The sequence below is a fragment of the Leifsonia sp. T36S-04 genome (genome assembly GCF_042465655.1).
Classification (GTDB): domain Bacteria; phylum Actinomycetota; class Actinomycetes; order Actinomycetales; family Microbacteriaceae; genus Leifsonia.
The window spans coordinates 1,957,569-1,978,224 of the sequence record NZ_CP146286.1 but is presented as its reverse complement, the minus strand read 5'-3'; the positions used below and the strand labels follow the sequence as shown (position 1 = coordinate 1,978,224).

The window sequence follows — 20,656 nt, the reverse complement described above, 5'->3', positions numbered from 1 at the left end:
CCGTGCGGCCGGTCACCACCAGGGGGCCGGTAGGCTGGACTGCTGTGACGGATGCGCCGATTGGGATCTTCGACTCGGGTGTCGGCGGGCTGACCGTCGCGCGGGCCATCCGCGATCAGCTGCCCAACGAGTCGCTGCTCTACGTCGGCGACACCGCGCACTCGCCCTACGGGCCCAAGTCGATCGCCGACGTCCGCCGCTATTCGCTCGAAGTGCTCGACTTCCTGGTCGAGCAGGGTGTGAAGATGCTGGTGATCGCGTGCAATACGGCTTCCTCCGCGATGCTGAGGGATGCACGCGAGCGCTACGACGTCCCCGTCATCGAGGTCATCCAGCCCGCTGTGCGGCGAGCGGTCGCGGCAACACGCACCGGGCGCGTCGGAGTGATCGGCACCGTCGGCACCATCGCCTCCCGAGCGTACGAGGACGCCTTCGCCGCCGCGCCGACCCTCCAGCTCTTCACGCAGGCCTGCCCGCGGTTCGTCGAGTTCGTCGAGGCGGGGGTGACCAGCGGCGACGAACTGCTCGAGGTCACCGCCGAGTACCTGCAGCCGCTCCGGGCGGCTGACGTGGACACGCTCGTGCTGGGATGCACCCACTACCCGTTCCTGAAAGGCGCGATCTCGTACGTGATGGGGGAGGGCGTCTCGCTCGTCTCCAGCGACACGGAGACGGCGAAGGACGTGTACCGCACGCTGGTCAGCCAGGGCACCGAGCGGCGCTCGCTGCTGCCTCCCACGCTCCGCTACGAGGCCACCGGCTCCGACGCCGACTACTTCCTGCGCCTGGCGCACCGCTTCATCGGCCCCGAGGTGCTGGCTGTCGACCTCGTGACAACCGGCGTCATCGATCTGCCACTGAAGACCACCCCATCCCTACCGAGGAGATCCCCGTGACCGACATCACCCGCGCCGACGGGCGCACGCCGGACCAGCTGCGACCCGTGACGATCGAGCGCGGCTGGAGCCGCCAGGCCGAGGGGTCGGCGCTCATCTCCTACGGCAACACCCGGGTGCTGTGCACCGCGTCCTTCACCAACGGCGTCCCGCGCTGGATGTCCGGCAAGGGCCGCGGCTGGGTCACGGCCGAGTACGCGATGCTGCCCCGTTCGACGAACGACCGGATGGACCGGGAGTCGGTCAAGGGACGCGTCGGAGGCCGCACCCACGAGATCAGCCGTCTGGTCGGCCGCAGCCTGCGCGCCGTCGTCGACATGAAGGCGCTCGGCGAGAACACGATCGTCCTCGACTGCGACGTGCTGCAGGCCGACGGCGGCACGCGTACGGCCGCGATCACGGGAGCGTATGTCGCTCTGGCGGATGCGCTGGAGTGGGGACGCGAGCGACGCTTCATCGGCCAGAAGGCCACGCCGCTGATCGACTCGGTCTCGGCCGTCTCCGTCGGCATCATCGACGGCACCCCGATGCTCGACCTGGCCTACGTCGAGGACGTGCGGGCGGAGACGGACATGAACGTCGTCGTCACCGGCCGCGGACTGTTCGTCGAGGTGCAGGGCACGGCGGAGGGCGCGCCCTTCGACCGCACCGAGCTGAACTCGCTGCTCGACCTGGCGCTCGCCGGGACGGCCGAGCTGGCCAGCATCCAGACCGCAGCGCTCGCACTCGCCGCGGAGGCGTGAGCGTGGTCCGCGTCGTCCTCGCGACCCACAACGCGCACAAGGCGCGTGAGTTCCAGCAATTGCTGGGTGCGGCCGTCCCGGGGCTGGAGATCGTCACGTACGACGGCCCGGAACCGGTCGAGGACGGAGCGAGCTTCGAAGAGAACGCGCTCATCAAGGCGCGGGCCGCCGCCGCGCACACCGGGCTCCCCGCGCTCGCCGACGACTCCGGCATCTGCGTGGATGTGATGGGCGGCGCTCCGGGCATCTTCTCGGCGCGCTGGGCCGGGTCCCACGGCGATGCGACGGCGAACCTCCGCCTGCTGCTCGACCAGCTGGCCGACGTGCCGGACGCTCACCGCGCCGCCCACTTCACGGCGACCCTCGCTCTGCTCGTGCCCGGTGGCGAGCCGACCGTCGTCGAGGGCATCTGGCCGGGCCGCATCGCGCGGGAGCCGCGCGGCGCCAACGGTCACGGCTACGACCCGATCTTCGTGCCGGAGGGCCGGGACGTGACGGCGGCCGAGCTCTCGTCCGAGGAGAAGAACGCCGCGAGCCACCGCGCGCGGGCCTTGTCGGCGATCGTTCCCGCCCTTCGTCAGCTGGCGGCGCATCCGTCCGCGGGCGACTCGAGCGCGAGCTGAGAACGGCACTCATTCCCAACTAGCCGCGGCCTCTGGCGGCGGCGCGAACTTCTATCTACCGTAGAACCTGAGATGAGTCACGACCACGGCCACAGCGCCAACCGGAACCGCCTGCTGATCGCGATCGGCATCGTGGCGGCGGTGCTCGTCGTGGAAGTCTTCGGGGCGGCGATCAGCGGATCGCTGTCGCTGCTCGCGGATGCCGGCCACATGCTGAGCGATCTCGCAGGGCTCGTGATCGCGCTCATCGCCACCATCGTCGCCGCTCGTCCGGCGACCGACCGGCAGACGTTCGGCTACCGACGCGCCGAGGTGTTCGGTGCGCTGATCAACGGACTGATCCTCGTCGTGGTCGCCGTCACCGTCACGGTCGGAGCGATCGGCCGGCTGGTCGGGGGAGAGCCGGAGGTGCACAGCGTCCCGATGCTGATCGTCGCCTCCATCGGGCTGGTGGCGAACCTCGGCGCCCTCCTGCTGCTGCGTCCCGCCGTCGGCCGCTCCATCAACATGCGCGGCGCCTACCTGGAGGTGCTCGGAGACCTGGTCGGCTCGGCCATGGTGATCGTCGCGGCCGTCGTCATCCTGACCACCGGCTTCGTCGCGGCCGACGCGATCGCGTCCCTGCTCATCGCCGTCCTGATCGTGCCGCGCGCCTTCTCGCTGCTGCGGGATGTGGTGCGCGTGCTGAGCGAGGCGGCCCCCGCGGACACCGATGTCGCCGAGATCCGGGACCACATCCTCGGCACGGCGGGCGTCGTCGCGGTGCACGACGTCCACGTCTGGGCCATCACGTCCGGTGCGCCGGTGTTCAGCGCGCACGTCGTCTGCGAGCAGTCGGTGTTCCGGTCGGGACGCACAGGAGCCCTGCTCGACGAGCTGTCGGGCTGCCTGGCGAAGCACTTCGACGTGGAGCACTCCACCTTCCAGCTCGAGCCAGCGGAGCACGCCGCCCACGAGGACGAGTTCCACCGCTGACCGTCGCGGCTGCCGCCGCCGCCCGCCGCCGAGTGGTGAGTCGTTGCGCCTATCCGCCTCGACTTGCGACTTCGTGTCGCGACTCGCGGGGCTCAGACCTCGGGGTGCGTGGGGGCCGGCTGCTCGACGACCGGCGTCGCTGCGACGTCGGGCGCGGCCGCAGCGGAGGCCGCGGCGTTCTTCTTGGCCTTCCGCACCGACTGGAAGTAGTGGAACAGCGTCGGCACCAGGGTGATGAGGACCGCACCGATCAGGATGATGTCGATGTAGCTCGACACGAATGTCGCCACCGGGGGGATGTAGCCGATCAGGAAGCCGAAGTACGTCATCCCGGCGCCCCAGAGCAGCGCACCCATCGCGTTGTAAAGCGAGTACTTGCGGTAGCTCATGTGACCGACTCCGGCCGCGACCGGCGCGAAGGTGCGCACGATCGGGACGAAGCGGGCGACGATGATCGCGAGAGCGCCGAAGCGCTCGAAGAAGTGGTTGGTGCGGCGGACGTTCTCCATGGAGAACAGGCCGGACTCCTTGCGTTCGAAGATGCGCGGGCCGGCCTTGTGCCCGATGAGGTAGCCGACCTCGCCGCCGATGAACGCGGCGAAGGAGATCGCCAGGCAGACCCACCAGATGTCGACGCCGAACACCTGGGAGGTGTGGGTCAGCAGCCCGGAGATGATCAGCAGGGTGTCGCCCGGGAACAGGAAGCCGATCAGCAGCCCGGTCTCGGCGAAGATGATCCCGCACACGACGAGAAGCGCCCACGGACCCGCCGAGTGGATGATGACGTTCGGGTCGAGCCACGGGATGAGGCCGGCGTGATGGATCACAGTTCTCCAGGAGGATTCGGTGGGAAAGCTGTGGCCGAGTTTAGCGGCGGCGCACTACGCGAAGCTGCACGAAGCGTGCGAATTGCGGCCACGCAGGCAAAGATCATCCTCTGGTCTGAGGTCTGGTGCGGGAGAAGGGACTCGAACCCTCACGCTGCGAAGCACAGGAACCTAAATCCTGCGTGTCTGCCAATTTCACCACTCCCGCGGCCGCGCTGGGCGCGGCTACGACATTAGCTCATGCACGCGCGGCGCGACCTCGGTGCCGTAGAGCTCGATCGAGCGCATGAGGTCGGCATGCGGCAGCGTGCCGTTGCTCATCTTGATGTCGAACCGGGTGGCGCCCAGACCCTTCGCCGCATACGCGATCTTCTGGGCGACCGTCTCCGGCGAGCCCACGACCAGCGCACCGTCCGCGCCCGCCTCGTGCTCGAACCGTGCGCGGGAGGCCGGGGGCCAGCCGCGCTCGCGGCCGATGCGGTTCGACATCACCTCGTAATGCGGCCAGAGGATGTCCTTGGCCTCCTGGTCGGTCTCGGCGATGAAGCCGGGGGAGTGGATGCCGATCGGGAGGGTCGTGTCCTGCCCGAACTGCTCCAGCGCCTTGCGGTAGAGCTCGCTGAGCGGCTGGAAGCGCATCGGGCCTCCGCCGATGATGGCGAGCATGAGGGGGAGCCCGTAGTGCGCGGCACGGACGACCGATTCGGGGCTGCCGCCGACGCCGATCCACGTCTTCAGAGGCCCGCGCTCGACGTGGGGATAGACGGACTGGTTCGCGAGGGGTGCGCGGAGCTCGCCGTTCCACGTCACCGGTTCCTGCTTCCGCAGCTCGGCGAAGAGGCTCAGCTTCTCCTCGAACAGCTCTTCGTACTGCGCGAGGTCCAGACCGAACAGGGGGAACGACTCGATGAACGAGCCGCGCCCGAGGATGACCTCGGCCCGGCCGTTCGAGACGCCGTCCAGGGTGGCGAACCGCTGGTACACGCGCACCGGGTCGTCCGAGCTCAGCACAGTGACGGCGGAGCCGAGGTGGATGCGCTCGGTCTGGCCGGCAATCGCCGCGAGAACCACCTCGGGTGCGGAGACGGCGAAGTCCTGCCGGTGGTGCTCTCCCACGCCGAAGAAGTCGAGGCCGACGCGGTCCGCGAGCACTCCCTCCGCGACCACGTTGCGCAGCACCTGCGCCTGCGGAAGCGGCGTGCCGTCCGCATCCTGCGTCACGTCACCGAAGGTGTCGATTCCGAGTTCGATCGTCGCTGCCATCTCATCCTCAATTCATGCGTTTGCATGGATACAAGCGCAGTCGAGCACGAGCGTATTCCCGTTCAGGCGGTACGGGGCCGCCGCGGCACATAACGCGGGATGTAGCGGGCCAGCATTCCCGCACCCACCAGGCCGAGCACCCCCATGACCCCGCTCGCGAACGAGATCGACACCAGTGCGGTCAGCAGCGAGACCACGAGCGGGGCCGCCGCCTGCCCCGCATCCGCGGAGAAGCGCCACGCGCCGAGGAACGGTGCCGGGCGGTCCTTCGGGGCCAGGTCGGCGCCGAGCGTCATGACGATGCCCGACCCGACCCCGTTCGCCACGGCGAGGAACAGCGAGACGCCGATGTACCAGGTGACCGGCGAGCCGAGATCGTGCGAGAACGCGAGCACCAGGAAGCCGAGCCCCAGGCCGATCATCGACGGGATGGCGCTCCACATCCGCCCGAAACGGTCCATGATCTGGCCGCTCGAATAGAACAGTGCGAAGTCGACCGCCCCGGCGATGCCGATGATCAGCGCGGTGTTCGCCTCACTGATGCCGATGGACACGGCCCACAGCGGCAGCAGCACGGTCCGGGCCGACCGGACGGCGGCGACGAGCGAGACTCCGGCGCCCATCCGGGTCAGCACCTCGCGGAACGCCCAGATCGTGCGGAACAGCCCGTGCGTGCGTTCTTCGGCATCCTCTTCGCCGCTCGTCACCGGGGCCCCGGACTCGTCGGCGACCCGGGGCGACGGGCCGAACATCTTCTCGGGATCGGGGAGGGCGATCAGGACGATCACCGACCCGAGGCAGCTGACGATGAAGATCCAGAAGACGGACTGGGTTGATCCGGTGATCGCGATGACCGCGGAGGCGACGAGCGGTCCGATGAACCAGCCGGCGCGGAAGATGCCCCCCAGCGTCGACAGCGCACGGGCGCGGTAGTGCGCGGGGACATACGTGGTCATGAACGCGTGGCGGGCGAGCGCGAACACCGCGGTCGCCAGTCCCACGACGAAGATGCCGACGGTGAGCACCCAGTAGTTCGGCGCTGCCAGGCAGACGGCGACACCGAGGATCGCGACGACCGCTGCACCGATCATGGAGGTGCGCTCGCCGAAGCGGGAGACCACCCAGCCGCTCGGGATGTCGCCCGCCAGCTCGCCCAGCATCACCATCGAGGCGATGAACCCCGCCATGGCCAATCCCGCCCCCAGATTGCCGGCAGCGACAGGGATGATCGGGATGATCGCGCCTTCACCGATCGAGAACAGCAGCGTGGGCAGGAAGGCCGCGAGGGCGACGGAGCGGAAGCTGAAGGGTCGCTCGTCGGAAGTCATATCGTTAACACCGTACAACTTCCCTCCCGGGCATCGCGTTCCCGCGCAGAGGTTCGCGCCCGGTGACCGCCCGGTAGGCTGGAGGGCGACATGATCGAACTCGACCTCTCCTCCCAGATCGCGGACCTGCGCTCCACCTTCTCCGACATCACCGCGGTGGTGGATGTGCCGCGGCTCCGCGCCGAGATCGCCGATCTCAGCGAGCAGGCGGGCGTCCCGGACCTCTGGGACGACACGACCAACGCCCAGAAGGTCACGAGCGCGCTCAGCCACCGGCAGTCCGAGCTGGCGCGGATCACCGCGATCGAGCGGCGACTCGACGACCTCGAGGTGCTCGTCGAGCTGGCCAACGAGGCCGAGGACGAGGAGTCGGCAGAAGAAGCGCGCACCGAACTGCAGTCGCTGCAGAGCGCGCTGGGCGAGCTCGAGGTCCAGACTCTGTTGAGCGGCGAGTACGACGACCGGTCCGCGATCGTCACCATCCGCTCCGGCGCCGGCGGCGACGACGCGACCGACTTCGCCGAGATGCTCATGCGCATGTACTTGCGCTGGGCGGAGCGGCACAAGTACCCGGTGAAGGTGATGGACACCTCCTACGCCGAGGGTGCCGGCATCAAGTCCGCGACGTTCGAGGTCGCTTCTCCGTACGCATTCGGCACCCTCTCGGTCGAGGCCGGCACGCACCGCCTCGCCCGGATCAGCCCGTTCGGTTCGGCCGACAAGCGCCAGACGTCGTTCGCCGCGGTCGAGGTCATCCCGCTCATGGAGGAGGCGACGGCGGTGGAGGTGCCCGAGGGCGACATCCGCGTCGACGTGTTCCGTTCGTCCGGCCCCGGTGGCCAGTCGGTCAACACGACCGACTCCGCGGTGCGCATCACCCACCTCCCGTCCGGCATCGTCGTGTCGATGCAGAACGAGAAGTCGCAGATCCAGAACCGGGCCGCGGCCATGCGGGTGCTCCAGACACGGCTGCTCCTCCTGCAGAAGGAGGAGGAGGCGGCAAAGAAGAAGGAGCTCGCAGGCACGATCACGGCGAGCTGGGGAGACCAGATGCGCTCCTACTTCCTCTACGGGCAGCAGCTGGTGAAGGACCTGCGGACCGGCTACGAGTCGGGAAACCCGAGCTCGGTGTTCGACGGCGACCTCGACGGCTTCATCGCAGCGGGCATCCGCTGGCGCGCCGGCAGCAAGAACGACGACTGAGCCGAGTCGTCCGGTCATTGGCTTCGTGCACCGGACATCCACTCGGCTGTCAGGCTTGTCGCGCCCGGGCATGTCGCTACTGCGGATCGCTGCCAGACTGCCTAGTCTCGTAAAGTCATGATCCGGTTCGAACACGTATCCAAGCAGTACTCGGGCACGGCGCGCCCGGCGTTGAACGACATCAACCTCGAAGTACTGCGGGGGGAGTTCGTCTTCCTCGTCGGCGCCTCGGGGTCGGGGAAGTCCAGCTGCCTGCGCCTCATCCTCAAAGAGGAGAAGCCGACCAAGGGCAAGATCCACGTGCTGGGTCAGGACCTCGGCTCGATCTCGTCGCGCAAGGTGCCCTACTTCCGCCGCAACATCGGCGTCGTCTTCCAGGACTTCCGGCTGCTTCCGAACAAGAACGTCTTCCAGAACGTCGCCTTCACCCTCCAGGTGATCGGCAAGTCGCGCGGCTTCATCCAGGAGGCGGTGCCGGACGTGCTCAAGATGGTCGGTCTCGAGGGCAAGGCCCTGCGCCTGCCGCACGAGCTCTCGGGCGGTGAGCAGCAGCGTGTCGCGATCGCCCGAGCGGTCGTGAACAAGCCGCAGGTGCTGCTCGCGGACGAGCCCACCGGTAACCTCGACCCCGCGACGAGCGCTGGCATCATGGCGACGCTCGAGCGGATCAACGCCAGTGGCACCACGGTGCTCATGGCCACCCACGAGGCGGCGATCGTCGACCAGATGAAGCGCCGCGTGATCGAGTTGGTCAACGGGCAGATCGTCCGCGACGAGCGGCACGGCGGCTACGGCTTCACGGCGGCGGTTCCCATCGCGCAGCCCCTCGAGCGCGACGAGCCGATCTCGGTCGCTACGCCCGCGTACGCCGGCGGCATCCCCGCCCCGTCCGTCGCGGCCGAAGCGCCCATGACCCGTCCCCATGCGCCGACCTCCGTGCCGACCGCGCCCGTGTCGCTGCCGCAGCAGACGGGTCCGGTCCAGCCGGTTCCGCAGACGGCGCCGGTTCCGGCCGCGCCGGTTCAGCAGCAGCAGCCCGTACCGCCCGCCCCGGCCTCCGAGCAGCTGCCGGAGCACCTCAACTTCACCGCCAACCTCGACCTGAGCGGCCTGCGCGAGGGCGCCGACCGCCAGGGCGACCAGAATGTGGGGCCGACGAAATGAGATTCGGACTCATCTGGTCCGAGGTCGGCAACGGCCTCCGCCGCAACCTCTCCATGGTGGTCTCGGTCATCCTGGTCACCTTCATCTCGCTGACGTTCGTGGGAACGGCCGTGCTGCTGCAGATGCAGATCGGCCAGATGAAGACGTACTGGTACGACCGTGCGCAGGTGGCCGTCTACATGTGCACCCAGACGGACGCCTGCGCGGGCGGCGCCGCCACGGACCAGACCATCGAGGCCGTCAAGAAGCAGCTGGAGTCGCCGGAACTGGCGCCGTACATCCAGAAGTTCTACTACCAGGACCAGAAGCAGGGCTACGACCAGTTCAAGCAGCAGTTCAAGGGCAACCAGATCGCCGACTTCGTCACGCCGGACATGATCCCGCAGACGTTCTGGGTGAACCTGAAGGACCCGAACAACTCGGCCGTCCTGACCGAGACGCTGTCGGGCTCGGCCGGCGTCCAGAGTGTGGTCGACCAGCGAAGCTACCTGGATCAGATCTTCAGCATCCTGAATGCGGCCAGTTACACCGCGATCGGCATCGCGGCGATCATGCTCGTCGCAGCGGTGCTCCTGATCGCGACGACCATCCGCCTGTCCGCCTTCTCGAGACGGCGGGAGATCGGCATCATGCGGCTGGTCGGAGCGTCGAACCGGTTCATCCAGACCCCGTTCATCATCGAGGGCGTGATCGCCGCGCTGATCGGATCTGTCCTGGCCTCGGTGGTGCTCGCGGTGGGCGTGCAGTTCTTCGTCCGGGGCTACTTGAGCGACCGCATCCAGTCGATCAACTTCGTCGGGATGGAACAGGCGTGGCTGGTCATCCCCATCCTGATCGTGATCGGGGTGCTGCTCGCGGCGGCCTCCGCCAACTTCGCGATCCGGCGCTACCTGCGGGTATGACGCGCCCGTCGCAGACGGCGACGCGATAGACTGGTCTGCTGCCCGGCACCGTGCCGGGCGATATCCCTCATCGACGTCAGGAGCGCGCTGTGCCGAAGGAACGTGGCCAGAAGGTCGTGGCCACCAATCGCCGGGCGCGTCACGACTACACGATCGAGGACACCTTCGAGGCGGGCCTCGTGCTCACCGGGACCGAAGTCAAGTCGCTGCGGCTGGGCCGTGCGTCCCTGGTCGACGGGTACGCGTTCGTCGACGGCGGTGAGGCGTGGCTCGACGCCGTGCACATCCCCGAGTACGCGGACGGCACCTGGAACAACCACGCACCGCGCCGCAAGCGCAAGCTCCTGCTGCACAAGGCCCAGATCCTGAAGATCGAGAACAAGGTCAAGCAGGGCGGCTACACGATCATCCCGCTGTCGATCTACTTCAACGAGGGCCGGGCGAAGGTGGAGATCGCGGTCGCCAAGGGCAAGCGCGAGTACGACAAGCGCCAGGCGCTCCGTGAGCGCCAGGACAACCGCGAAGCGCAGCGCGCCATGTCCACCCAGCGTCACTTGGGGGAGTGAGAGACTGGGTCCCATGGATTCCACCGCTCAGCGCATCCCGATCGAAGGCACGTACAACTTCCGGGATGTGGGCGGATACGCGACCGACGGCGGCGTCATCCGGTCCGGAAAGCTGTTCCGCGCGGACGCGCTCGGCCGTCTCGGTGCGGCAGGACGCGAAAGCCTGCGCGAGCTCGGCATCCGGATCGTCATCGACCTGAGGGACGACTTCGAGGTGCAGGCGCTGCCCGACGACCTGGACGGGCTCGACGTGGAGGTGCTGCGGCTTCCCGTCTTCGAGGGTTCGGGCGCGTCCGCCTCCACGGTGGGCGCCACGATCGTGCACCTCTACGACAAGATCGTCTTCCAGCACACCGACGTCATCGTGCGAGCGCTGCGCGAGATCGCCGACACCGGGGACGAGCCGGTGGTCGTCCACTGCACCGCAGGCAAGGACCGCACCGGGATCGTCATCGCCCTCGCGCTCCTCGCCGTGGGCGTCGACCGCGAGACAGTCGTCGCGGACTACGCGCTCACCGAGGCGAACCTCGATGGTCCCTGGCTCGAGGGAATGCTGGAGCTGGTCCGCGGCTACGGCGTCGACGTCACTCCCGACCTGCGGGTGATCCTCGGAGGGAGTCCGCGGGAGGCGCTGGAGACGACCATCGATCGGATCGAAGAACGAGCGGGGAGCGTTCGGAAGTACCTTCTCGCCGCAGGCCTCGACGAGCTCGAGCTGGCGAAGCTCCGTTCGGTGCTCGTCCAGCCGGCATGACGCGCACGGATTCTCACCGGACCCATAACCGTCTCACAGTACGGATGGGGCTCGCGGCTGCTTTCATGTGACCATGAGCAATACCCAGCCCACGGAGCCGCTTCCGCCCCGCCAGGAACCGCCGTCGACGCCCCTCGCTCCGAACACCCCGTACGGCGGACGGCCGCCCGCGGTTGTCACGGAGCCGTTCTACAAGCGCCACGGGCTGGCCTTCGCGATCTCGACGCTGGTGCTGTCCATCGTCGTGCTGCTCGGACTCGTCACGGCGGGTTCCTTCGCCGTCGTCAGCGTCGTGTCGCATGTCGGAGAGCGGTTCATCTCGCGCACGCTGCCGCAGCAGCCGGGCGTGCCGGGGATGCCGGGGATGCCGGGTGACGACGGAGGCAAGGGTGACGATGACAACGGCGGCGGCCAGCAGGGCGGCGCCCCGGGCGGCGGCACGAAGCAGGGACAGGTGCTCGTGCGCGGCACCATCGCATCCCTCTCCGGTGACACGTGGACGATCGATCGGCAGGGCGGTTCGACCGTGGACGTGAAGGTGAACTCGTCGACGAAGTTCGGAGCTCCGGGTCAGTCGGCGTCGAAGTCCGACTTCGCCCAGGGGGACGAGGTCATCATCGTCGGAACACGCTCCGACGGAACGGTGACCGCGACCCGCGTCCTCAAGCTGGACGCATTCCCCACCCGTCCGCCGTCGACGCCGGGGACCCCGCAGACGCCGGGCTCGTGATCGCGGCGGGAGTCGTGATCAGCCGGCCGAGAACCGGGCGTGCACCTGCACGGCGATGGTGAGCTCCTCCGGTTTCAGGGAGAGAGAGGCTCCGCCCGGGTCGGCGGACAGGGCGCGCGCGAACAGCGGCTGCGGCGGCTGGCCGGGCGCGGATCCATCGCCCAGCATCCCCGGGTCGCTCAGCGCGAGCGGCTTCACGGAGCTGAGGCCCAGGCTGGTCGCGTAGACCGTCGCTTTGGCAACCGCGTTCTCCACCGCACGGCGGCGTGCCTCCTGCGTGAGCGACTGCCGCCGTGCGTCGGTGAGCGACCAGGTGATCCCGTCGATCAGGACACCGTCGAGCAGCGAGACGACTCCGACCCAGTCGGAGAGGGCGGCCAGATCGCTGAACAGGGCGTCGATGCCGACTTCTGCGTGGTGGACCACGTCGAGCCGTTGCCCGTCGTTGCTCCACGGACGCTCGCCCCACACGCGCAGCTGGTCGGACGACCACTGGATGACGGGCCCGGTCTGCGGGTCGTGCAGCTCGCGCAGTTCGGAGGTGAGCGAGAGCTGCCGTTGTGTCGTGAGGGCGAGCACTTCATCCCGTGCTGGGCCGTCGTAGGAAACGCGCAGCCGCACCGCGCCCCGTTCGGCCGGGTGGCGCAGCTCGTACTCGCCCTGGACCGTGATGATCGTGTCCGCCATTCCCCGATCGTGGCATAAATGACGGAGCCGGGATGTTGTAGAATGAGAAGCTCGCCGCGCAAGCGGTGAGATTGCACCTCCACAACTCAACAGCGCGTGACAGCGACCCGGCCAGACGGCCGCGCATGGGGATGATCGGTTTCGACATTGTCTGCGTGACTGTGAGAAGCGGGTCGAGGATGCATGGTTATCTCGTAAACGATCCATGCAAAAAAATAAGTGCCAATAACAAGCGCACTGTCTCGGCTCAGGCCGACTTCGCCCTCGCGGCGTAAGTCCACCTCAGTCATATAAGGGACCGTCAGTCCGGGAATTGTTCCCTACCCGGATCCTGGCGTCAGCTAGGGGACTTGCTTCTGCGTTGAGCATCAGGGCGCAGAGGGACTTCTACTGATACTGGGCCCGCCGGAGTAGATGCCAGTGACAAACTCCGGGGCCGAGAAAGCGACTCCACTGGATACACCCGTAGAAGGCACATGACCACAGCAGTGGACGGGGGTTCAATTCCCCCCATCTCCACCATTCGGTCGCTGTCACGCGTTGTTCGAGATCCGCGTGATCACGCGGAAGTTGGGGCCTTTTCCGCTTGCAGGAGAGGCCCCAATTTTGCTGCGTGCCCACACGTCGGGGAGGTTAGCTCGGCGACCCTCGTCGAGGCGCTCAGCCCCCTCATCGAGATGGTCCTCGAAAAGGTCCGCGTACGTGTCCAGCGTCATCGCGGCAGACTGTGGCCGAGCATCCGCTCGACGGCTTTGGCGTTTGCTCCTGAGCTGACGGCCAGGCTCGCTGCGGTGTGCCGGGGGTCGTGCGGGGTGAGGCGCTCGATGTCGGACGCGATGAGAGCGTCGAGGAACCATGACGACGTGCCGGCGCTGGATTTGGGCCGGCGCAGGAATTGCCCGAAGCGATGGCGAAGACGAGGTCGTCTGGCGCCTTTCCTTCGCAGAGGTGCGCGAGCGGCGCGGCAAGGACGGCAGGAAACGGTATGGCACGCTTCTCCTATGACCTTGGTGCACCGACGAGGATCTTGCCGTCGACCTCGGTTGCCGTCCGGCTGATCTGCAGGCGTCGGCGGAGCATGTTCAGATCACGAACTTGTAGCCCGACGGCCTCTCCCCATAGCGCTGACTTTCGAATGAGCCTCGGACAGAGGCCGTATCGTGCTCCACCCGCTGACGCGCGTACGACTTTGCACGTCCCTGCGCCCGCTTGGAATGCCCCCGGTTTGCCATGCACCTTGGTTTACACGCGACCCCTGTCATTCCCGGTGCTGAGAAGCGCTCCACTCAAGTGCCTAGGTGCATCAGCTCCTTCCTTCATTCGAGATAGTATCTGCGTATGGATGCAGATAAGCCGATTTGCGGGCGGCTCCCCGATAGTCAGTACGTGGAGCTGGCCGTTGAGGTCTTCGGAATGCTGGCCGACGCGACTCGCGTGCGCATTGTGCTCGCGCTGAAGGACGCGGGGGAACTGTCGGTGAACCACTTGGCTGACATCCTCGACAAGCAGCCGTCGGCGGTGTCGCAGCATTTGGCGAAGCTGCGGCTGGCTCGGATCGTCTCGACCCGGCAGGACGGGCAGCGGGTGTTCTACCGGCTGGAGAACGAGCACGCGAGCCGGCTCGTCACTGACGCGATCTTCCAGGCGGAACACTCGCTCGGCGGAACGCCTCGGCATCACCATGCGGAACCGGCCGCGACAGAGGGGGTGTCCGCATGAGCGGAACACACATGCACGAGCACGACGAGCACCCACACGCCCACGAAAGCGCTGACGACCACCCGCACGACCACGACCACCCGCACGACCACGACCACCGGCATGAGCATGGTCACGGACACGACCTCCCGCATGAGCATGGACACGACCACCAGCACGATCACCCGCACGGCGGCGTGAAGGGCCTTCTCTACGACCTCTTCGTCCCGCACACGCACGACGCCGCGGACTCGGTCGACGATGCCCTGGAGGCCAGCAGGGCCGGTGTGACGGCCGTCAAGGTGTCGATGTTCATCCTCCTGGGCACGACACTGCTGCAGGCGGTGTTCGTCTGGTTCACCGGTTCGGTCGCTCTGCTCGCCGACACGATCCACAACTTCGCCGACGCACTCACCGCCGTTCCGTTGTGGATCGCTTTCGTGCTCGGCCGCCGTCTCGCGACGCGCCGCTACACCTTCGGGTACGGCCGGGCGGAAGACCTCGCGGGGCTCTTCATCGTCTTCGTCGTCGCCCTGTCCGCGGTGATCGCGGGATGGGAGGCGATCGACCGCTTCATCCATCCCCGCCCGGTCGAGAACGCATGGTGGCTGATCGCCGCGGGCCTGATCGGCTTCGCGGGCAACGAGCTCGTCGCCATCTACCGGATCCGCGTCGGCCGCCGGATCGGCTCGGCGGCCCTCGTGGCCGACGGTGTGCACGCCCGCCTCGACGGCGTCACGTCGCTGTCGGTCGTGCTCGGCGCCATCGGCGTGCTCCTCGGCTTCCCGATCGCTGACCCAATCATCGGCCTCCTCATCGCGATCTCGATCCTGGTGCTCTTGTGGGGCACGGTGAAGTCCATCGGCGCGCGTCTCATGGGCGCGGTCGATCCGGAGCTGATCGACCGCGTCGAGCACCTGCTGGAGCACGCAGACGGCGTCGGCGGTGTCCGGAGCGTCAAACTGCGCTGGTCAGGTCACCGGCTGCTGGGCTCGGCGGTCGTCACCACCCACGCCGTCAGCCTCCACGACGCAGGTCACGTGGCCGAGCACGCGTCCGCGCACGTCCGGGCGGAGCTCCGCAACCTCGATGACTTCGTCGTCACCCCCACCACGGCCGACCACTGATTCGCCACCCTCGCCAATCGGAAGGAACAGCACGCATGTCCGTCGTCAAGATCAACGCCCTCCACGTCCCCGAAGGCCGTGGCGCCGACCTCGATGCTCGCTTCGCCGGCCGCGCCCACGACATCGACCAGCACATCGGCTTCGAGTCGTTCCAGCTTCTGCGCCCTGTCAAGAGCCAGCAGCGGTACTTCGTCGTCAGCACCTGGGCCAGCGAGGAGGCCCACCAGGCGTGGTGCCAAGGCCAGGCCGGTATGACGCACGGGGGCACCAACCCCATCGCGACCGGCGCCGACCTGCTCGAGTTCGAAGTCGTCGACCTCTGAGCCGGGCACCCGCCGCGCCCCACCGATGACCGAAGGATTCGAAAGATGACCGATCTGGCCCCCGACAGACGTGCGCTTCTCCGCACCGGTTTCATCCTGGAGTGGATCACGCTGGGCTGGAATGTCGTCGGCGTCGTCGTGCTCGCGGTGCTCGCCGTGTCGTCCGCCTCCGTCGCCCTCGCCGGATTCGGGCTCGACTCGCTCATCGAGATCGGTGCGAGCACCGTCGTGATCTGGGAGCTCTCCGGGACAGGAGACGACCGGCAGAGACTCGCCCTCAGGTTGATCGGCGCAGCGTTCGTCGGTCTCGCCGGCTATCTCCTCATCCAAACCGCGATCGCAATCTTCACGGGCCACCGCCCCGACGGCAGCGTCGGCGGAATCATCTGGACCGGCATCACGGCGATCACCATGTTCGTCCTCGCGGCACTCAAAGCTCGAACCGGGCGCGCACTCGGGAACCCGGTGCTCCAGAAAGAGGGCCGGGTGACCATGCTCGACGGCCTGCTGGCCTGCGCGGTCCTTCTCGGCGTCCTGCTGAACACCGTCTTCGGGTGGTGGTGGGCCGATTCAGCCGCGACCCTGGTCATCGTCTACTACGCGATCCGCGAGGCGGTCGACATCTTCCGCGAGACCGAAGGCGCGTAGCCGGCATTTGCTGGGCCCCGAAGGTGTCGGCGCCCCGCATTTTGTCCGAGCGCGGCCGCGCGCGGTCCGTTCAGCCAGTGGGTTCTGCCGGCCTCAAGGCAATCGAGTCCCTTGGCTGCCTCCATATTCGTCGGACATCCTTGCCGCGGAATGCTGAGATCGCTTTGACGACGAGCTGGGAGGCCGCAATAGCGATCAGGATTGACAGGCACAGTGCCAGGACCGGGTCGAGCCAATAGAGCCCATTCGTGACCAGGATGATGACGCCGGCGACGGCAATCGCCGTCGCTGCTGCTGCGTCCCGCGGAATTACGCGGATCTACGATGCGTCATTGGGCAGACGGCGCTCCTGGCGGCGGTTCAATTCCCCCATCTCCACCATTCGGTCGCTGTCACGCGGTGCTTGCGTACCCGGCAGCAAGCGGTTCCGCCGATATGATTTCATTTCACCTGATATCTTGATCGGGTGACACTCGCTCTCGCTGCGTTGCTGCTCTTCTGCGCGCTGCTCACCGCTCTCGGTCTGTTCCAGTTGGCGCTCATCGCCGGGGCGCCCTGGGGGCGGCTCGCCTGGGGCGGAGCAGATCGTGTGCTCTCCGCGCGGAGGCGTTGGGGGAGCGCGGTCGCGATCGTGCTCTATGCGCTGTTCGCGGCAGTCTTCCTCGCCGTCTCCGGGATGGTCGCTATGGGCGTGCCCGACGTGGCCGTCAGGGTCGTCGCCTGGGTCGTTGTGGCGTACCTCGCGCTGGGAGCGATCATGAACGCGTTCTCTCGGAGCAGGCCGGAGCGCTACACGATGGCGCCGCTGTCCGGAGTGCTCGCGGTTCTTGGCGCTGTGGTGATCCTGCTCTGACTGCCCGACCCGTACGCGCTCTCGACCACGACCACGACGAGGAGGACGGTCAGAACTCCTGCGCGAGGTCGGCAAGCAGGCGCGCCCCGTATCCCGTGGCTCCGCTGGAGCGCCACGAGTCGTCCGTCGCGGACTGCATGGTGCCGGCGATATCGATGTGCGCCCACGGCGTCCCGCCGACGAATTCGTCCAGGAAGAGCGCCGCCGTCGTCGCGCCGGCATACGGGCCGCCCAGGTTCGAGATGTCGGCGACGTCCGAGTCGAGCTGCTTGCGGTACGCGCGCTCCAGCGGGAGCTGCCAGAGCTGTTCGGCGGTCGAATCGGAGGAGGCGCGCACGCGGTCGGCCAGCTCCTGGTCGTTGGCGAAGAGGGCGGCGGTGACGGGTCCGAGTGCCATGAGTGCGGCCCCGGTGAGGGTCGCGATGTCGACGATCGCGTCCGGCTCCCACTCGGTCGCGAGCACGAGCCCATCCATCATGGCCAGTCGCCCCTCGGCGTCGGTGTTCTTGACCTCGACGGTCTTCCCACCCCGCGCCGTCAGAACGTCGCCGAGCTTGTAGGCCGATCCGGACGGCATGTTGTCGGTGCACATCAGCCAGGCGGACACGTCCGCGGTGACACCCAGCGCGCGGAGGGCCGTGAAGGCTCCCAGGATCGCCGCCGCGCCGCCCATGTCCATCTTCATGAGCAAGTGCATCGGGTCGGAGGGCTTCAGCGAGATCCCGCCGGAGTCGTACATGATGCCCTTGCCCACAAGGGCGAGCTTGCGGTCCGCGCCCCCGTGGTAGCCGAGGCGGATCATGCGCGGCTCCTCGGCGCTCCCCGCGTTGACGCCCAGCACGCCGCCGCAGCCCAGAGCGATCAGGTCGTCCCGGTCGAACAGCTCGACGTCGAATCCGTACGCGGCCCCGAGGTCGACGGCCACCTCGCCGAGGTTCTGAGCCGTCAAGTGGCCGGGGGGCGTGTTCGCGAGGTCGCGAGCGACCGCCGCGGCGCGCACCGTCGCCGCAGCGCGGGCCGCCCCCTCCCGGAGCCCCTCACCGTCGGACCCGGTGGCGGCGATCTCGACACGAGCCGGCACCGGCTCCGTGTACTCCGCGCGGAGCGCCCGGTAGCGGTAGCGGGCGAGCAGGAGGCCCTCGATGACGGCCTGCACGGCCGCATCCGGCGTCGTTGCGTCGATACCGCTCACGTCCAGGCCGATCCGCGCGAACCGGGCCGTTGCGCGGGCGAAGGCGGCAGCGATATCCCGGAGCGATCTGGTGGTGACCTCCGACGTGGGACCCGTTCCGACGGCGACCAGAGCCGGCCCGGCCGGTTGCGGAACAACGAGCGTCTCGGACTTCTTGCCGGCGAACCCGGCGCGTTCCAGTGCCGCCCGGTCGAGCCCGAGCCGTTCGGACACAGCGCCGCTGTCGGCGACCAGCACACCGACCGCGTCCAGGCCGGGGCCGAGTTCGTCGACGAACGCGACGTCGATCTCGTCCAGCCAGGCGAGAGACGGCACGGGGGTGAAGTCGTTCGGGATGAGTTTCGCCGGGTCATGGGTCTGCATGGTTCATGCCTCCTGTTCGCGTCGGTCGTCGAGGAGATCGGTCGGGTCGTCCTCGATCGAGGAGGGGTCGTCCGGTTCCAGCTGCTCGGGGAGTTCGTCGCGGAGCTTGTCGGGCATCCGGGTGGCGGGGATGATCGCGAGCAGCGACAGAGCTGCCAGGACGAGGAGGGAGATCTTCAGCGCCTGCAGGCGGGCGTTCTCGTTGACGGCGACGGCGGCGTCGACCTCCGCCGGCGACGCATCGGTCTTCGACAGCACATCCTTCAGGTGGTCGTTGGTGACGAAGTTGACGTTGTCCAGGTTCACCTGCGCGACCAGAGCCGGGCGCAGCTCCGGGTGGGCGTCCGCCTGAGAGACGACGAGGCCGGATAGCACACTGACGGCGAAGACGCTGATGACCGCGATGCCGACACTGCCGGACAGGTTGTGCACGAGGCCTCGCCAGGCGCCGACATCTCCAGCCAGTGGCTTCGGCGCCCTGGACAGCAGCGTGTTGAACACCAGTGCGACGATCGAGCCCTGGCCGAGGCCGAGCAGGATCAGGCCGATCACGACGAAGAACTGGCCCCATTCGTTGCGGATCGTGAAAGCCAGCAGGGTGAGCGCCAGCGCGACCACGACGAAGCCGATCGCGCCGAGCTGACGAGGAGAGAACCTCCCGTACAGAGTCGCGACGAGGGTCGAAGCGAGGAAGATCGAGATCGTGTACGGGATGATCGAGAAGCTCGTCTCGATACCGCTCAGGCCCTGCACCACCTGCATGTAGAGCGGGAGGAGGAAGTTCGCGGCCGTTCCGACGAACAGCATGATGGCCATGCAGGCGGTGATCGCGAGCTCCGACCGGGAGCGCAGGACTCGGAGGTCGAAGATGGGGGATCCTGCCTGGGTGCGCAGCCGCCGCCGGACCCAGACGAAGAACAGCTGCCCGCCTATCAGACCGAGCAGGATGAGCACGGGAGCGGGGGACAAGCCCAGGATGGTGAAGGGAGCGCCGTCGGACGCGACGACGAGGCCCCACGGTTCCAGGCCGCTGAAGCCGAAGCTCAGGAAGATGATCGACACCGCCGCGATCAGCGCGCCCGTCCAGTCGATGTTGAGGAGCGGCTGCGAGACGACCTTCTTCAGCCGGGTGCTGAGGAGCAGGTTCACGGCTCCGAGGGCGACCATGAGCACGAAGGACCAGCGCCAGCCGATGCTGGTCGCGAAGGTCCCGGCGATGAGAAGGGCCAGGACGCCGGCGAGGGGGATCGCGGCTGCGAGCAGCCCGATCGCCGTGGCCTGCTGCTTGCCGTGGTAGTTGGTCGCGATGAACACCGTGAGAGCGGGAGCGATCAGCGCGATGACCGCCCCTGATGCTGCCTGCGCGATGAAGAGGACGCCGCCGCTCGGGGCGAGCGCCACTCCGAGCATCGCCAGCGCGTGGATGGCGACCGCGATCTGGAAGACGCCCTTGCTGCCGAAACGCGAGCCGACCTTCGCCCCGAGCAGGATGAACGCCGCCATGGCGAAGGTGCCCGCGGTGATCGCCGTTCCGACGCTGGTCGCCGCGATCCCGAGATCGTGGGTGATGCCGGCCATCGAGACCGTCAAGGCGTTCACGGCGAACGACGCCTGCACCTGGGTGAGCACGACGATGGCGAGTGGCAGCCAGCTGGTGCGGACGGACGGGGCATGGTCGCTCATCGCTTCTCCTCGAGTCACCGACAGCATCCGTTCGCGCCCGCGGGCCTGAACGTGGGCTCAGTCTCTCCTACCCCTGGTTCGAGCGGAAGGGGCATTGCTAGTGTCCTG

General features: G+C 67.9%; 23 protein-coding genes, 1 tRNA gene and 1 other RNA gene. 16 read left to right on the top strand and 9 right to left on the bottom strand.

What is annotated here, in order from left to right:
• The first annotated feature begins 44 nt into the window (after positions 1-44).
• The 4 genes from murI (at position 45) to P3F85_RS09610 (ending at position 3,237) form a co-directional block, all read left to right on the top strand.
• Positions 45-896, top strand: coding sequence for a glutamate racemase (murI, locus tag P3F85_RS09625; RefSeq protein WP_374007045.1), 852 nt, complete (start codon positions 45-47; stop codon positions 894-896).
• The gene (rph, locus tag P3F85_RS09620; RefSeq protein ID WP_374007044.1) at positions 893-1,639 is read left to right on the top strand and encodes a ribonuclease PH; all 747 of its coding nucleotides are present in this window, start codon (positions 893-895) and stop codon (positions 1,637-1,639) included. The genes murI and rph overlap by 4 nt, the downstream gene beginning before the upstream one ends.
• A gap of 2 nt (positions 1,640-1,641) precedes the next feature.
• Positions 1,642-2,262, top strand: coding sequence for an RdgB/HAM1 family non-canonical purine NTP pyrophosphatase (rdgB, locus tag P3F85_RS09615; RefSeq protein ID WP_374007043.1), 621 nt, complete (start codon positions 1,642-1,644; stop codon positions 2,260-2,262).
• 72 nt (positions 2,263-2,334) lie between these two features.
• Positions 2,335-3,237 carry a cation diffusion facilitator family transporter gene (locus P3F85_RS09610; RefSeq protein WP_374007042.1) on the top strand — a complete coding sequence of 301 codons (903 nt, stop codon included), beginning with the start codon at positions 2,335-2,337 and terminating at the stop codon, positions 3,235-3,237.
• 92 nt (positions 3,238-3,329) lie between these two features.
• On the opposite strand, the gene P3F85_RS09605 is transcribed toward P3F85_RS09610, so the two are convergent.
• The 4 genes from P3F85_RS09605 to P3F85_RS09590 form a co-directional block, all read right to left on the bottom strand.
• Positions 3,330-4,064, bottom strand: coding sequence for a DedA family protein (locus P3F85_RS09605; RefSeq protein ID WP_374007041.1), 735 nt, complete (start codon positions 4,062-4,064; stop codon positions 3,330-3,332).
• A gap of 123 nt (positions 4,065-4,187) precedes the next feature.
• Positions 4,188-4,272, bottom strand: a tRNA-Leu gene (locus P3F85_RS09600).
• 17 nt (positions 4,273-4,289) lie between these two features.
• Positions 4,290-5,327: an LLM class flavin-dependent oxidoreductase gene (locus P3F85_RS09595; RefSeq protein ID WP_374007039.1), complete on the bottom strand. Its 1,038-nt coding sequence runs from the start codon at positions 5,325-5,327 to the stop codon at positions 4,290-4,292.
• 62 nt (positions 5,328-5,389) lie between these two features.
• Positions 5,390-6,655, bottom strand: a complete 1,266-nt coding sequence (locus P3F85_RS09590) for an MFS transporter (RefSeq protein WP_374007037.1) — start codon at positions 6,653-6,655, stop codon at positions 5,390-5,392.
• 90 nt (positions 6,656-6,745) lie between these two features.
• Between P3F85_RS09590 and prfB the strand changes: the two genes are divergently transcribed.
• From prfB to P3F85_RS09560, 6 genes are all read left to right on the top strand, one after another.
• A complete protein-coding gene (gene prfB / locus P3F85_RS09585; RefSeq protein WP_374007035.1) occupies positions 6,746-7,858 on the top strand; it encodes a peptide chain release factor 2 in 1,113 nt (370 codons plus the stop codon).
• Between the two features lie 117 nt (positions 7,859-7,975).
• Positions 7,976-9,022 carry a cell division ATP-binding protein FtsE gene (gene ftsE / locus P3F85_RS09580; protein WP_374007033.1) on the top strand — a complete coding sequence of 349 codons (1,047 nt, stop codon included), beginning with the start codon at positions 7,976-7,978 and terminating at the stop codon, positions 9,020-9,022.
• Positions 9,019-9,924, top strand: coding sequence for a permease-like cell division protein FtsX (gene ftsX / locus P3F85_RS09575; RefSeq protein WP_374007032.1), 906 nt, complete (start codon positions 9,019-9,021; stop codon positions 9,922-9,924). Before ftsE ends, ftsX begins: the two co-directional genes overlap by 4 nt.
• Positions 9,925-10,013: 89 nt before the next feature.
• On the top strand, positions 10,014-10,490 hold the full coding sequence (gene smpB / locus P3F85_RS09570; protein WP_374007030.1) for an SsrA-binding protein SmpB: 477 nt from the start codon (positions 10,014-10,016) through the stop codon (positions 10,488-10,490).
• A 13-nt stretch (positions 10,491-10,503) separates the two neighbouring features.
• A complete protein-coding gene (locus P3F85_RS09565) occupies positions 10,504-11,244 on the top strand; it encodes a tyrosine-protein phosphatase (protein ID WP_374007028.1) in 741 nt (246 codons plus the stop codon).
• Between the two features lie 73 nt (positions 11,245-11,317).
• Positions 11,318-11,974 carry a DUF5666 domain-containing protein gene (locus tag P3F85_RS09560; RefSeq protein WP_374007026.1) on the top strand — a complete coding sequence of 219 codons (657 nt, stop codon included), beginning with the start codon at positions 11,318-11,320 and terminating at the stop codon, positions 11,972-11,974.
• 18 nt (positions 11,975-11,992) lie between these two features.
• Here the strand turns inward: P3F85_RS09560 and P3F85_RS09555 are convergent, their stop codons facing one another.
• Complete coding sequence (locus tag P3F85_RS09555) at positions 11,993-12,661, bottom strand: SIMPL domain-containing protein (protein ID WP_374007024.1); 669 nt, start codon at positions 12,659-12,661, stop codon at positions 11,993-11,995.
• 127 nt (positions 12,662-12,788) lie between these two features.
• Here P3F85_RS09555 and ssrA point away from each other — a divergent pair.
• Positions 12,789-13,183, top strand: a transfer-messenger RNA (tmRNA) gene (gene ssrA / locus P3F85_RS09550).
• Positions 13,184-13,194: 11 nt separating this feature from the next.
• On the opposite strand, the gene P3F85_RS09545 is transcribed toward ssrA, so the two are convergent.
• Together P3F85_RS09545 and P3F85_RS09540 are read right to left on the bottom strand one after the other, a co-directional pair.
• Entirely contained in the window at positions 13,195-13,377 is a 183-nt protein-coding gene (locus P3F85_RS09545; protein WP_374007023.1) for a hypothetical protein, read from the bottom strand.
• The gene (locus P3F85_RS09540) at positions 13,374-13,499 is read right to left on the bottom strand and encodes a tyrosine-type recombinase/integrase (protein WP_374010909.1); all 126 of its coding nucleotides are present in this window, start codon (positions 13,497-13,499) and stop codon (positions 13,374-13,376) included. Before P3F85_RS09540 ends, P3F85_RS09545 begins: the two co-directional genes overlap by 4 nt.
• Positions 13,500-13,999: 500 nt before the next feature.
• Between P3F85_RS09540 and P3F85_RS09535 the strand changes: the two genes are divergently transcribed.
• The 5 genes from P3F85_RS09535 to P3F85_RS09515 all read left to right on the top strand — a co-directional run bounded on the left by P3F85_RS09535 (position 14,000) and on the right by P3F85_RS09515 (position 17,310).
• Positions 14,000-14,380, top strand: a complete 381-nt coding sequence (locus P3F85_RS09535; protein WP_374007021.1) for an ArsR/SmtB family transcription factor — start codon at positions 14,000-14,002, stop codon at positions 14,378-14,380.
• Positions 14,377-15,486 carry a cation diffusion facilitator family transporter gene (locus tag P3F85_RS09530; RefSeq protein ID WP_374007019.1) on the top strand — a complete coding sequence of 370 codons (1,110 nt, stop codon included), beginning with the start codon at positions 14,377-14,379 and terminating at the stop codon, positions 15,484-15,486. Before P3F85_RS09535 ends, P3F85_RS09530 begins: the two co-directional genes overlap by 4 nt.
• Positions 15,487-15,521: 35 nt before the next feature.
• Positions 15,522-15,809, top strand: a complete 288-nt coding sequence (locus P3F85_RS09525; protein WP_374007017.1) for an antibiotic biosynthesis monooxygenase — start codon at positions 15,522-15,524, stop codon at positions 15,807-15,809.
• Between the two features lie 45 nt (positions 15,810-15,854).
• The gene (locus P3F85_RS09520) at positions 15,855-16,457 is read left to right on the top strand and encodes a cation transporter (RefSeq protein ID WP_374007015.1); all 603 of its coding nucleotides are present in this window, start codon (positions 15,855-15,857) and stop codon (positions 16,455-16,457) included.
• Positions 16,458-16,923: 466 nt separating this feature from the next.
• Complete coding sequence (locus tag P3F85_RS09515; RefSeq protein ID WP_374007013.1) at positions 16,924-17,310, top strand: DUF308 domain-containing protein; 387 nt, start codon at positions 16,924-16,926, stop codon at positions 17,308-17,310.
• Between the two features lie 49 nt (positions 17,311-17,359).
• Here the strand turns inward: P3F85_RS09515 and P3F85_RS09510 are convergent, their stop codons facing one another.
• Both P3F85_RS09510 and P3F85_RS09505 read right to left on the bottom strand, forming a co-directional pair.
• A complete protein-coding gene (locus P3F85_RS09510; protein ID WP_374007011.1) occupies positions 17,360-18,865 on the bottom strand; it encodes a leucyl aminopeptidase in 1,506 nt (501 codons plus the stop codon).
• A 3-nt stretch (positions 18,866-18,868) separates the two neighbouring features.
• A complete protein-coding gene (locus P3F85_RS09505) occupies positions 18,869-20,548 on the bottom strand; it encodes an MFS transporter (RefSeq protein WP_374007010.1) in 1,680 nt (559 codons plus the stop codon).
• Between the last annotated feature and the right edge of the window lie 108 nt (positions 20,549-20,656).